We start from the raw sequence: 13316 nt of genomic DNA, 5'->3' as shown, positions 1-13316 counted from the left end.
TGGAAACACCTGTAACAGAGAATGATTTTTTCATTACACCTAGAAAAAATATGGTAACGCCTAGCCATATTCTTTTGAATGTTACAACATGAAAACTATATCGTAAAAGAACCCAGTCTTTTAAAATTGAAATAGTGTTAAGTATCTATAAAATTGTATGAAGAAATATTACAAATTAGCATTTGGTGCGTTATTTTTTTGTTTGAATGTCGCATTCGGACAAGGCGAAGGTGTAAACTGGTATTTTGGCTCTAATGCGGGCTTAGATTTTACAACCTCGCCTCCTACTGCATTGCTAGATGGAGCTTTGGAAACCAACGAAGGAGTTGCGACCATTTCTAGTCAAACTGGACAATTACTTTTCTATACCGATGGAAGATCTGTTTGGGATAAAAATCATCAAATAACTCCAAATGGAACAGGATTAACGGGCGATAGTTCAAGTTCGCAATCAGCCATTATTGTTCCGAAACCTGGCGATCCAAATATTTATTACATCTTTACCGTAGATAATGAAGCTGGTTTGAACGGTCTTCGTTATTCTGAATTCGATTTGACACTAAACAACGGAGATGGAGATGTTACGAGTTTAAAAAATGAACAACTTTGGCCATCAACTGCAGAGAAAATTACAGCGGTTCAACATGCAAACGGTACCGATTATTGGGTGTTGAGTCACGCATGGAATAGCAATACTTTTTTGGTGTATCAAGTAACTGCTTCAGGAGTAAATACGACTCCAATTACACAAGATATTGGTTCTAATCATGATGGAGATACCACGGAAACAATTGGTTATATGAAAGCTTCTTCCAACGGAGAAAAACTAGCCATTGCACAATGGTCCTCTAATACTTTTGTGGAAATTTTTGATTTTAATGATGCTAATGGTTCGATTTCCAATCCAATACGACTCGATAATATATTTTATGGAGGTCAACAGAATGGTACGTATGGCGTTGAGTTTTCACCAAATACAGAACTATTATATGTCTCTGATCTTAATTTCAATCCTACTGTTGAAAGTAAAATTCATCAATTTGACATTACTTCAGGAAATCAGGCAGATATTATTAATTCGGATGTCATTCTATACCAAGGACCAGACATTTTGGGAGCCATTCAATTGGCCGTTGATGAAAAATTATACGTAGCCAATGGTGGCGTTGCTTTTTTGGATGTTATTGAAAATCCGAATGTCGTTGGCACAGGTGCAATGTATCAAAACAGAGGTATTGATTTACAAGGTCGATTGGGGCGATTTGGACTTCCAACCTTTATTCAATCTTTCTTTGTAGGCAGTATTCAATTTGAAAATATTTGTTTGGGTGAAGAAACTATTTTTACACTAAACACATCCGAAGACGTTACTTCTGTTACATGGGATTTTGGTGATGGTACAACCTCAACAGACTTAAATCCTGTGCATACGTATCAAAATACAGGAACCTATACCGTAAATGTTTCCATCAATGTAAATGGTGAAATACGAGATACTACACGAGAAATTACCATTTACGAAGTTCCGACAGCAAGTGCCGTTTCCGATTATTTATTGTGTGATGATATTTCGAACAATCAAACCGAAACTTTTGATTTATCAACGAAAATTGATGAAGCTTTGGACGGACAATCCGATCTAACTTTTGGTGTTGCCTTTTACGCTTCACAAGAAAATGCAGATACTGATGAAAACCGATTGCCTTTATCATTTGATAATACGACAAACAATCAAGAAATATTTGTCCGTGTTTTTAATTTGGGGCAAGCCGGATGTCATGATACCACAAGTTTCACGCTGATAGTAAATCCGTTGCCTGTTGCAAATCCTGTTGCCAGTATTGATATTTGTGACGATCAAAGCAATGATGGTTTTGAAGTCATTAATCTCAATCAATTTGATAATGAGATATTACAGAGTCAAAATGCTGATGATTTTATCATTACCTATCATCTCACTCTGCAAGACGCAGATAATGATATTAGTGCTTTGCCTACTAATTTTTCAACCATAGACAATCCGCAACGAATTGTTGTGCGCATTGAAGCCGCAGGAAATGCTACTTGTTATGATACAACCGATTTTGAAATTACCATTACTCCTGCTATTATTGCCAATGAAGTAGATGGTTTGTTTGAATGTAGTTTTTTGGACGATCCAAATACAGCTACTTTTAATTTAACTACACAAAATGATCCTATTTTAGAAGGTCTTACGGGAACTTATGGTATTACATATCATTTGAGTGAAGAAGATGCGATGATGAATATGTCACCCATTAGTAGCATATTTACAAATACTACCAATCCGCAGCAAATTTATGTACGTGTTGAAGATACTGCTAATGCCAGTTGTTTTGATATTGTAGACTTTGCTGTTACTGCATTGGAAAGACCTATTGCAGACGAAGATAGAACCTTATTTTTATGTACAGACGGAACTGTAGTATTACCCGCTGGTATTGCTGCCGATTTTTACAATTGGTCTAACGGAGAAACTACAGAAACCATCATTGTAGATACCGCTGGAACGTATACTGTAGAAATTGGGAATAGTTTTACTGTTTTTGGCGAACCACAGAATTGTAGTAGTACCAAAACATTTACCGTTATAGAATCGGGACCAGCAACGGCCATTGATGTGAGTATTACTGATTGGACTAATAACCAAAATACCATTGCGGTTGCCGTACAAGGTTTGGGCAATTATGAATATTCCTTGGATGGAATTAATTATACAGATTCAAATCTTTTTGAATTTTTACCTGCTGGAGAATACACTATGTACGTGCGTGACAAAAACAATTGTGGAATCGTTACAGAACCTGTATTTCTTCTAAACTATCCGCGATTCTTTACGCCGAATAATGATGGTTTTAATGACAATTGGCAAATTGTAGCTTCTGCTAGCGATCCTTCACTCAAAATTTACATCTTTGATCGATATGGAAAACGACTTACCACTTTAAATCCAGAATCTAAAGGTTGGGATGGAAATTATAATGGAAAGCGAATGCCTTCGGGCGATTATTGGTTTAGAGTTGAAAGATCTACGATTGGAAGTATTTATACAGGTCATTTTACCTTAAAACGATAGTCAACAGCAGAAAATACTTTTTTCTGATCTTAAAAACTGAAATCACTTTGGATAAAAAATACGCAATTCTTCGTATTGTAATTTCTTTGAAAAAATTCAATTTTTGAAAGGTATTATCAACACCTAACTTTCTATCATTCTTTATGCAAAAAACACTCACTTCAGAAGATCGCAAAAAACTAAAACTAAAAATATGGCGCACATTTGGTTTTGTATTGTTTGCCATTGCAATTTTTTCAGCTATTTACTTCTTTGTACTTCGTGATTCTTTTCAGCATACGGATGATTTTAAGTTAATCCCAATGATCATCTTTGGTATTTTTGGAATCTTCTTTCTTGGTGTTTTAGGCTATATGGTTTTAACTTTTGTAAAAGATTTAAATGCAGGTGTTAAAGATTGTTTTGAAGGTATTATTGAAGATAAAAAACTAAATATCAAACAAAGTACTTCCAGAAGAGGCGGTTATGGAAGTCGCGGTTCTAAAACGAGTAAAACCAGCACATCGCGCTATTATTATATGATTGTAGATGGAAAAGAACATAAAATAGAATATACAATGTATATGAATATAAAAGTTGGTGATACTATTTATTTTGAAGTTGCACCAACATCGCATACGGTATTGTTTTATGAAATCCTTGAAAATGCAACACCTATCACTACAGAACCTATCGTTCGATTTGATCCTGTTGATGTTCCAAATTCAAAAATTAGACAAGCACCATTGACACGAAAAAACAAAGATGTAATCCGTGTGTTTTATGATAAAAAACTACGTAGACGAATCGCATTGTTTGTAATTGTAGGTTTGCCAATATTCGGACTTGTTTATAATGGTTTGCCATTTTTAGCCTTGTATATTTTTCCATTGCCGATTATAGCGGCGTATCAATTGTATAAACTCATTACTTTATTTTTCAACTTCAAAAAATCGATCAATGAAGGCAGAAAGAATTTGGTTGCTACACTCGTAACCGATAAAGTATTCACAACCATTTCCAACAGCAAAGGAAATCATGTAAAGTATACTGTAAAGACAGCCTACAAAACAGTTTTGGTGAGTGAATACGTTTATCCGTTGATTATTGTTGGTGATGAAATCACGCTACATATTGCAACACATCTTCCTATTATTTTAGGTGTTACTATAGAAGATGAATACTATGAATTTTAGTTTTTCAAGTTGCTGGTAATTGTTCAAAGTTTCCAAAATAGGAATAAAAAACGCCATCAATAAAGACGGCGCTTTTACGTAATTAGTTGCCAAGGTTATCTAATTACTACCATATAAAGCTAAACTAACAACTTTATTTTTTTATAACTTTTATTGTTTTTTGAGCATTTTTTGTTTGGACTTTTACAAAGTATACACCTGTTTGTAAACGACTTATATCTATAGTTTCTAGATTTGTTGTTGGATTTAGTACCAATTGACCATTTAAGTTGGTGATTTCAACAGCTGTAATGTCTGAAACACCTGTGATATGGATTTTATCTGTTGTAGGATTTGGATATACGGAAACACCTATTAATTCCGCAGTTGCTGTGCTTAAGGTAGAAAAATCAAAAGTGGTAGCTCCCGATAATCCTGAAGCATTTGGATCTACTACATTCGTAAATGATGTCATTGCATCATCAATCATATCTGCTTGCATAAATGATTTTAATGGCGTTACTGCACTTGCTAAAGGAGAATCATTTGCTAAGATGACAAGCATTCCTGATGTTGGCGATCCAGCTAACTGAAAGGTAACTATTGGACTGAGTGTTCCATTAGAAGGCGCGGGTAATGACATCGGGCTTCCTAATGTTTCTGTGATTAGGTATCCATCTACCGTTGGTTGTCCAACATCACTTCCATTAAAGAATGTTGCTCCTGCACTACTTCCAAGTGAAGAAGTGATACTCGCCGTAATACCATCTGGCAAAAGAATTGTAAATCCGTAACTCTGTACAGAAGTATTAAAATTTGAAGCACTTGTGTTTGGTACTGCCGAAATAGTGAAACTATAACTTCCGTTATCGATTAATGTATAGGTATAGCCATCTTGCGCTTTTATGTGTCCAGAGAAAAAACAAAGGACTAAGACAAGTAGTGTAGGTAAGGTAATTTTGTTCATAATAGTAATTGAATAGTGTTTATATATTTAATTTTCTGGTAATTGTTCTATGATTTGATAGGTACTAAAGTTTAAGAAATGCTAGGATGTGCCAATTCATTTTGTAAGATGAAAGGCGTATCAGGATTTGTTCCAGAATATTGTGTATTTCCGTCCCATGTTGGCATCATTTAAATCAGTTAAATTGTTTGAAAAAACAAGTATTTTGTTTCATTGTATGTTTCTGTTAAAAACAATTCAAATTTACATGTATAACAATGCATATTAGTTAATTGTTACTGGACAAAAACTAGACAATTTTCAATAAATAGTTAATTTTCAGGCAATTGCTCCGTAATTTGATAGGTGCTAAAGTTTAGGAAGTTTCCAGGATGCGCCAATACATTTTGAAGAATGAAAGGTGTATCAGGATTTGTTCCTGAATATTGTGTGTTTCCGTCCATGTTGACATCATTTGTAGTGTATCCACTCACGATATAGGTTGGGAAGTTTAAAAAGTTTCCTGCATCATTCAATACTGTAGCTAAAATTGTAGGCGTATCAGATGTTCCTCCTAGGTATTGAACGATTGTATCCGCATTTACATTTCCTGTCCACATCGCCACCACATCGGTTTGCATTCCAAAGGTTGTTTGTGCATTGCTTCCGTAGGTAATTTGGTCGTTTGCATCTGTAAAATCTACGGTAGTTTCCGTTTTCGCCAGTGCAATTGTCGTGGAAGTCATGATTCCTAAGTGATTGCGATGTTTTAGTGTTACATAGTAATTTCCGGCGGAAGCTTCATTAAAATCTACAGCAGAAACACCGTCTACGCTTACTACATCTCCATCGCGTTGTAGCAATGCTGATTTTTCTTCTAGTATCAGCGTATTATCAGTTTCATCGCGTAATTCTATCCAAATCCAATCGACAATAGCATCAGCTCCTGTCACATCAAAAACAGTACTATTACAGGTTCTGTTATCTCCGTAAGGACTTGTAGTTGGTAGTATTGAAGTTGCTCGTAAATCGTCACGCATCAAGGTCTCTTCTCCTGTAATTGGGTTTAAAGCAGCACCTTGCAAGATTACTTTTGGTGACACCTGAATTCCACAAGTTACTTCATTATACATCGTTTGGAAATCTTTAATTTGAAAAGGGAATGTGTACGAAGCATCATCTACGAGTACACAGGTTAAATTTGGATTGTTATTGATAAAAACCAAATCAATGTTTGTATTGTTTCCATTTTTAAGATTCAAACTGGTAAGCGCGTTGCTACGACAGATGACTTCTTCTAAGTTGACATTTAAAGATAAATCCAGACTTGTTATTTGATTATCTTCTACTGAGAATGCCTGCAAATTTGTGTTTTCGGATAGATTTAGGCTTGTGAGTAGATTATCATTCACTGAGAAATAATCCAAGTTTGTATTTTGAGAAATATCTAAACTTGTCAAATCATTATTATTTGCTTCAAAATATACCAATCCTGTATTCGTTGTTAAATCTATGTTTTGCAGATTGTTATCATTACAGATCAAGTCTCCTAAAACAGTACATTGATTTATATTTAGGGTCGTTAATAAGTTTTCTGAACACTCTAATTCCTCCATCAGTGGATTGTTAGAAAGATCTAAACTCGTTAGTTGATTCTCTGATGCAGATACAAAGTCTAGTAGTGTATTTTGAGATAAATCTATGCTTGTAATTTGATTGTCTGCAATAAATAGATCTGTTAGTAATATGTTTTGAGAAACATCTAAGCTTGTTAACTGGTTTCTGCTACAAATTAGATCCGTTAGTAATACGTTTTGACTTACATCTATGCTTGTTAATAGGTTTCTACTACAGTTTAAATCTACTAATGCTGTGAAATCTTCAATTCCTGTTAAGTCTACTATATCGAGATTGGAAACTCCTAACGTTGTCACCGATTGAATGCTTTGTGTACGCACATATCCATCATTTGCAATTCCGTTCCCCATACTTGTTGGATCGCCAATAGCCACGGTATTTCCATCTGCATCGTGCGTTTCCAAGTAGTTTTCAAAAATAGCATCTGGCACTTGCGTTTCGTTACAATGTTCGCCAAAAGATGTGGAACCATCTAGGTTTATCAACCAATCATTTAAAGCTGGATCTGTCACATCATCTACAGTGATACAGGTTAAATTTGGATTTCCTCTAGTATCAAAATCAGTAATCGCTCCATTATTACCATTTACAACTCTTAATTCGGTTAAGTCATTATTTTCTAGATCTAATCTTTCTAGTACGATACAGGCATCAACACTTAATGTTGTTAGGCTGTTGTCATATATTGCAATTTGTTTTAAAGCTGTATTGGAGCTTACATCTACGGTCGTTAGTTGGTTATTTCCAGCTTCAATAATTTCTAAGTTTACATTGGTGCTTACATCAAGAGTTGTTAATTCATTAAAGTAACAGACTAATGTGATTAATGCCGTGTTTCCGCTAACATCTAAGGTCGTTATATTATTTCTAAAACATATTAATGTTTCCAAAGCAGTGTTTGCACTTACATCTAGTGTTATGATGTCATTATCAAAACACATAAAAGTTTCTAGTTGTGCAAAACGTTCGATTCCTGTGACATCAGCTATATTTTGTTGGCTTATATTCAAACTAGTAACTTCCGAAATACTACTAGTCAATACATATTGATCATTGGCAATTCCGTTCCCCATACTCATCGGATCACCTAGAGAAACTACATTACCATTGGCATCATGCGTTTCTAAGTAGTTTTCAAAATTAGCATCAGGAATGTAGGTTTCTCCACAATGTTCGCTAAAAATTGCGGTATTGTCTTTTCTCCAAGGAAGTAAGGTTAAATAGTCAGCAGTTTCATCATCTACACTAATACAACTCAATGGTGGATTTGCATTTGCATTGAAGTCTGTAATGTTTCCATTGTTTCCATTTTGTATGCTCAACTCCGTTAAACCATTAAAGGTTACGTCTACAATTTCTAATGCCACACACGGATCTAAGTTTAGTGATGTTAGACTTGCTCCTTGGAGATAGATTTCTTTGAGTGCTGTATTATGTTGTAAATCTATGGATCCTATATTGTTTTGAGATGCTTGTAATACTTCTAAATTTACATTTGCACTAATATCTAATGCTGTTAATTGATTGGTACTACAGTTTAGATGTGTCAATGCAGTATTTGCACTCAAATTTAATGTAGTGATGGAATTAAGGTTGCAGATAAATGATTCTAAAGCTGTAAAGGCTTCGATACCAGTGACATCAACAATATTGAAAAAGCTTATATTTAAGCTTGTTACATTTATAATACGATCGGTTTTTACATAACCATCCAATTGGATTCCATTCCCCATACTTGAAGGATCGTTTACTGGCACTATATTTCCGTCAGCGTCATGTGTTTCTAAATAGACTTCAAAATTAATACCCGGAATGTATGTTTCGTTACAATGTTCGGCAAATGAGGTAACGTCCGTATCTATAATCCAATCATTTAATCTTGGCTCAGAAATGTCATCTACATTGATACAGGTTAGATTTGGATTGTTTTGCGCTGTTACTATTGTTATTTGACCATTTGCGCCATTTCTTATATCTAATTCCGTTAGTGCATTACTTTCTACCGAAACACTTAATAGATTTGGATTGCTGATTAGATTGATGCTAGTGATGCTATTATTTGCTAGAAATAAACTTTCTAATCCTGTGAGTTGAGATACGCTTATTGTTGTTAAATTGTTATCGTTTAAACTTAGCGTTTCTAAAACAGTATTCGAACCAAAAGTCACTGTTGAAAGCGTGTTGTTCCCTGCAAAAACACTTGTTAGTAAGGTGTTGTTAGTAAGGTCTAAACTCGTAAGTTGATTGTTTTGACATGTTAAAAATGTGAGTGCTACATTCGTACTCAAATCTAAAGCTGAAATTGGGTTTGTATCAGTGTTTATATGTTCTAAATTCGTATTTGCGCTCAAATCTAATGCAGTTAAACTATTGATATTGCATTCCAATCTTTTTAAGGCTGTATTTGCACTTAGGTCTAATGCCATTATGTTGTTACTGTTACAATACAATTCTTCTAAAGCAATAAAATCTTCGATTCCTGTTAGATTCGAGATACTTTTACTAGCAACATTTAAAGAAGTTACAGTGTTTATTTTTGCCGTAGTTACATGATCATCATTTGCAATACCATTTCCCATACTTGAAGGATCGCCAAGTGCTACTGTATTACCAGAAGCATCATGCGTTTCTAAGTAGTTTTCAAAATTATTATCAGGCACATACGTGTCATAACAATATTGCCCAAAAGACGTGGAACCATCTACGTTTATATCCCAAGAAGATAAATACGGTTCTGCAGGATTGTCTACATTGATACAGGTTAAATTTGGATTTCCAGAAGCCGAAAAGGACATGATATTGCCATTATTTCCATTTTGGACATTCAACTCTTCTAAATGGTTACGATCTACGGTTAGTTGTTCTAATACGACACTATTGTTTAAATTTAGTGTTGTTAAATCATTGCCATCTAAGTTTATGTTTTTTAAAGCAGTATTTAATTCGATATTTATACTTGAAATATTGTTCGTATTTGCATCTAAGACTTCTAAGGCTGTATTATTACTTAAATCTAATGTAGTGAGTTGATTGTTGTAACATCGTAAGCTTGTCAATGCGGTATTTGCACTAAGGTCTAATGCAGTTAAGTCATTTCGATAACAAGACAAGCTTTGTAAAGCTACAAATGCTTCAATCCCTGTAAGATCAGCAATGTTTAAATTACCAATATTTAATACTTGTACTCCCGAAATGTTGCTGGTGAATACGTAGTTATCATTTGCGATACCATTTCCTAGGTTGTTTGTTTCCAAATAGTTTTCAAAATTAGCATCGGGAATGTAGGTTTCATAGCAATGTTCGTCAAAGGAAGCTATTGCATCTTTCAACCAATACATTAAGTAATCTGCAGCAGCATTATCAACATTGATACAGCTAAGGTTTGGATTTCCTGTAGCGTCAAAAGCCATGTGATCATTGTTTCCGTTGGCTACATTTAGTGTATCTAAGTTGTTATTTGATACTGTGCATTGTTGTAATACGACACAGGTTTCTAGGTGTAGTGAAGTAATCGCATTGCCATAAGCAATTAAGGTTTCTAAATTCACATTTATACTAACATCTAGTGCCGTTAAGTTATTCGAGTGACATACTAAATCTTTTAAAGCTGTGTTTGCACTCACATCTAATGCGATTAGGTTGTTAGAGTAGCAGGCAAACGTTTCTAAGGCAGAAAAGCCTTCAATTCCTGTTGCATCGGAAATATTTTGGCTGTTTATATCTAAAGACGTTACCGTATTTATGTTTGCTGTGGTTACATAGTTATCATTGGCAATTCCGTTCCCCATACTTGTTGGATCATTGAGTGGAACCGTATTTCCATTGGCATCATGCGTTTCTAGGTAGTTTTCAAAATTGGCATCAGCAATGAAAGTTTCATCACAATGAATACCATAAATAGCAGTAGTATCTTTGTTCCAAATGCTAGTGTTTGATAAATAGGAAGCCGTTTCATCATCTACATTGATACAGGTTAAGTTTGGATTGGTTCTAGCATCAAATTGTGTAATCGCTATATTATTGCCATTTACGATGCTTAGTTCTTCTAAATCGTTATTGTTTATATCTAACACTTCTAGGAGCACACAAGTATCCACATTTAGTGCTGTTAAATCATTCGCATTGGCATAGATTTCTATTAGATCTGTATTCGATTGTACATCTAAAGCGGTTAAGTCATTGAAGTAAATTCTCAAATATTTTAGATTTACATTCGCACTAAGATCTATAGTGGTTAAAGTATTATTCTCACATTTTAAATTCGTCAAGGCTATATTTTGACTAATATCTAGCGCAGTTAAATTATTAGTACTACAGTCTAAAAATTCTAACGCAGTGAAGTCTTCTATTCCTGTGAGATCAGCAATACTTAATTCTTTTACAGTTAAACTAAGTACCTCTGAAATACGGTTCGTCAATACATAGTTATCATTGGCAATACCATTTCCCATACTTGTTGGGTCATTGAGTGCAACTATATTTCCATTGGCATCATGCGTTTCTAGGTAGTTTTCAAAAATAGCATCAGGAATATAGGTTTCATCACAATGAATACTATAACTTGCTGTACTATCTTTAGTCCAATGAAAATCAGTTAAGTAGAATGCGTTTTCATCATCTACATTGATACAGGTTAAATCTGGATTTTGAGTTGCGATAAACTCAGTGAAGTTTATGTTGCTTCCATTTTGAATATTCAAAAACGTAAGCGCATTATTTGATACTACTATAGACACCAGTCCACTATTGTTAGATAGGTCTAAAGATTGAATATTATTATTACTTACCACTAGACTTCCAAGTAATGTATTGTTAGATACATCTAAAGATTGAAGATTATTGCTTACTGCATTTAATGAAAGTAATAGCAGATTGCTTGAAAGATCAAGGCTTGTGATGTTATTTAATGGAAAGTCTAAAATTTGTAAGGCTGTAAAATCTTCAATTCCTGTGAGATCATTAATCCCTTTAAAAGCCATAGATAATTCGGTTACATTTTCGATTCTTGTGGTATATACAATTCCATCATTGGCAGTACCATTTCCCATGCTTGTAGAAGCTCCTACAGCAACTGTGTTTCCGGCTGCATCGTGTGTTTCTAAGTAGTTTTCAAAGTTAGCATCAGGAACGTAGGTTTTATTACAGTCTTCTTCATAACTAGTGGTGGCATCTTTGCTCCAACCTGTATACGTATTTGCAATAGCTGGATTGTCTACATTAATACATGATAAATTGGGATTTTCTGTAGCAAGCAATGTAGTAATGGCCCCATTATTACCATTATTCAGATCTAATACTATCATATCATTACTAGAAACAGTTACAGATATTAACGATGTATTGTTAGAGAGATCTAATTCATCAATCGTGTTGTTATCGACATTTAAGGTTTGTAAGGCGGTATTGTTACTTATATTTAATTGTGCTAACGAATTATTACTTGCCTGTAATTCTATTAAATTCAAATTATTAGTAAGATCTAATGCGGTTAATTGATTTAAGTAACAATTTAAGGTTTGTAATGCTGCAAAACCATCAATTCCAGTAAGATCATTGATATTGAGTGAAAAAATATTTAATGTTGTTACGTTTTCAATTCTTGGTGTTTTTACATAATTGTCGTTTGCAATACCATTTCCCATACTCGCTGGATCATTTAGCGGAACTATATTTCCATTGGCGTCATGCGTTTCTAAATAATCTTCAAAAATATCATTCGGCACGTAGGTTGTTGCATCGCAATCTGTACTAAAAGAGGTTGTTGCGTCGATATTCATCCAAATGGATGCTGAATACGCTGCATCGTCTACCGTAATACATTCTAAATTAGGGTTCCCTGTTGTGCTTACAGCTGAAGAATAGTTCAGTCTGCTATTATTTGTACCATTTTTAATATTCAGCGTTGTTAACTGATTATTGGTAACGTTTATAGCGTTAAGGTTTGGAAATAGTGAGAGATCTAAATCTGTCAATAAATTGTCTTCTAAATACAATTCAACAAGTCCAACACAACCAGTAATATTTATCGTGGTAAGTCCATTATTCCAAGCGGTTAATGAACCTAGATTAGCATTATTAGAAATATCTAAACTTGCTAATTGATTATCGTGTAACGTAACAAAATTTAAGTTGGTTAAATTACTTAAATCTAGGCTTTGCAACGCATTTCCAGACGCTAACAGTTCGGTTAAACTTGTAAAATCTTCAATTCCTGTAAGATCACTAATATTTAAGTCTTCAACGTTTAAGTTGGTTCTGTTTACAATATTGGCAGTCGTTACTAACTGATCATTTGCAATTCCATTTCCCATGCCATTGCTTTCCAAAAAGTTTTCAAAAATAGGATCGGGAACTGAAGTTGTTTGCGCAAAAGCGGTATGACTGATACAGATCAATAAGAGAATAAGAAGTAATTTTTGTTTCATTGCAGATTTGTTTTTTGAACAAGACAAACCTACATGTAAAACCACGAATAATTAGT

At 34.2% G+C, this 13316-nt stretch carries 4 protein-coding genes; 2 read left to right on the top strand and 2 right to left on the bottom strand.

Features of this window, described 5'->3' with window-relative positions; translation table 11 throughout:
* The first annotated feature begins 157 nt into the window (after window positions 1-157).
* Window positions 158-3097, top strand: coding sequence for a T9SS type B sorting domain-containing protein (locus Q0845_RS19435; RefSeq protein WP_298516777.1), 2940 nt, complete (start codon window positions 158-160; stop codon window positions 3095-3097).
* A 143-nt stretch (window positions 3098-3240) separates the two neighbouring features.
* Complete coding sequence (locus Q0845_RS19430; RefSeq protein WP_298516775.1) at window positions 3241-4272, top strand: hypothetical protein; 1032 nt, start codon at window positions 3241-3243, stop codon at window positions 4270-4272.
* A gap of 133 nt (window positions 4273-4405) precedes the next feature.
* Here Q0845_RS19430 and Q0845_RS19425 read toward each other — a convergent pair whose 3' ends face one another.
* Both Q0845_RS19425 and Q0845_RS19420 read right to left on the bottom strand, forming a co-directional pair.
* The gene (locus tag Q0845_RS19425) at window positions 4406-5218 is read right to left on the bottom strand and encodes a T9SS type A sorting domain-containing protein (RefSeq protein ID WP_298516773.1); all 813 of its coding nucleotides are present in this window, start codon (window positions 5216-5218) and stop codon (window positions 4406-4408) included.
* A 311-nt stretch (window positions 5219-5529) separates the two neighbouring features.
* Window positions 5530-13260 carry a hypothetical protein gene (locus Q0845_RS19420; RefSeq protein ID WP_298516771.1) on the bottom strand — a complete coding sequence of 2577 codons (7731 nt, stop codon included), beginning with the start codon at window positions 13258-13260 and terminating at the stop codon, window positions 5530-5532.
* Between the last annotated feature and the right edge of the window lie 56 nt (window positions 13261-13316).

The organism is uncultured Kordia sp. (assembly GCF_947489565.1).
GTDB lineage: Bacteria > Bacteroidota > Bacteroidia > Flavobacteriales > Flavobacteriaceae > Kordia.
This window is presented reverse-complemented; position numbering and strand designations above follow the sequence as displayed.

Bases quoted from the DNA above. Each gene is read 5' to 3' on its own strand.
- Q0845_RS19435 (WP_298516777.1), top strand. From the start codon at position 158: ATGAAGAAATATTACAAATTAGCATTTGGTGCGTTATTTTTTTGTTTG.
- Q0845_RS19430 (WP_298516775.1), top strand. From the start codon at position 3,241: ATGCAAAAAACACTCACTTCAGAAGATCGCAAAAAACTAAAACTAAAA.
- Q0845_RS19425 (WP_298516773.1), bottom strand. From the start codon at position 5,218: ATGAACAAAATTACCTTACCTACACTACTTGTCTTAGTCCTTTGTTTT.
- Q0845_RS19420 (WP_298516771.1), bottom strand. From the start codon at position 13,260: ATGAAACAAAAATTACTTCTTATTCTCTTATTGATCTGTATCAGTCAT.